The sequence below is a fragment of the Gallintestinimicrobium propionicum genome, from assembly GCF_025567525.1.
In the GTDB taxonomy this organism is placed as follows: domain Bacteria; phylum Bacillota; class Clostridia; order Lachnospirales; family Lachnospiraceae; genus Gallintestinimicrobium; species Gallintestinimicrobium propionicum.
Map to the genome: position 1 here is coordinate 1 of NZ_JAOQJY010000040.1, position 530 is coordinate 530.

The following is a 530-nucleotide window of genomic DNA, read 5'->3' on the forward strand; positions in this document are numbered from 1 at the left end:
TCAGAAACTCATTGCTCAGGGAATGCCTGCCGACCAGATCGCTTTTATCCATGAAGCCAACACCGAAGTGCGGAAAAAGGAGCTGTTCTCTAAGGTCCGTACCGGTCAGGTTCGTGTCCTTTTGGGCAGCACCGCCAAGATGGGCGCAGGCACCAATGTGCAGGACCGTCTGGTGGCACTTCATGACCTGGACTGTCCGTGGAGACCGGGAGACCTTGCCCAGCGCAAGGGCCGTATCGAGCGCCAGGGCAACCAGAATCCTCTTGTCCATGTGTACCGCTATGTGACCGAAGGAACCTTTGACGCATACCTCTGGCAGACGGTGGAGAATAAGCAAAAATTCATCAGTCAGATCATGACTTCTAAATCGCCGGTGCGTTCCTGCGATGATGTGGACGAAACGGCGCTTTCCTTTGCCGAGATCAAAGCCCTGTGCGCCGGAGATCCCCGCATCAAGGAGCGTATGGATTTGGATGTGGAGGTTGCCAAGCTGAAGCTGATGAAAGCCGACCACCAGAGCAAGCAGTACC

1 protein-coding gene is annotated in these 530 nt (G+C 55.3%); it reads left to right on the forward strand.

The genetic code is table 11. The annotated features are described in order from the left end of the window. On the forward strand, positions 1–530 hold a 530-nt coding region (locus tag OCV62_RS17770; RefSeq protein WP_262588325.1), incomplete at both ends, for a helicase C-terminal domain-containing protein.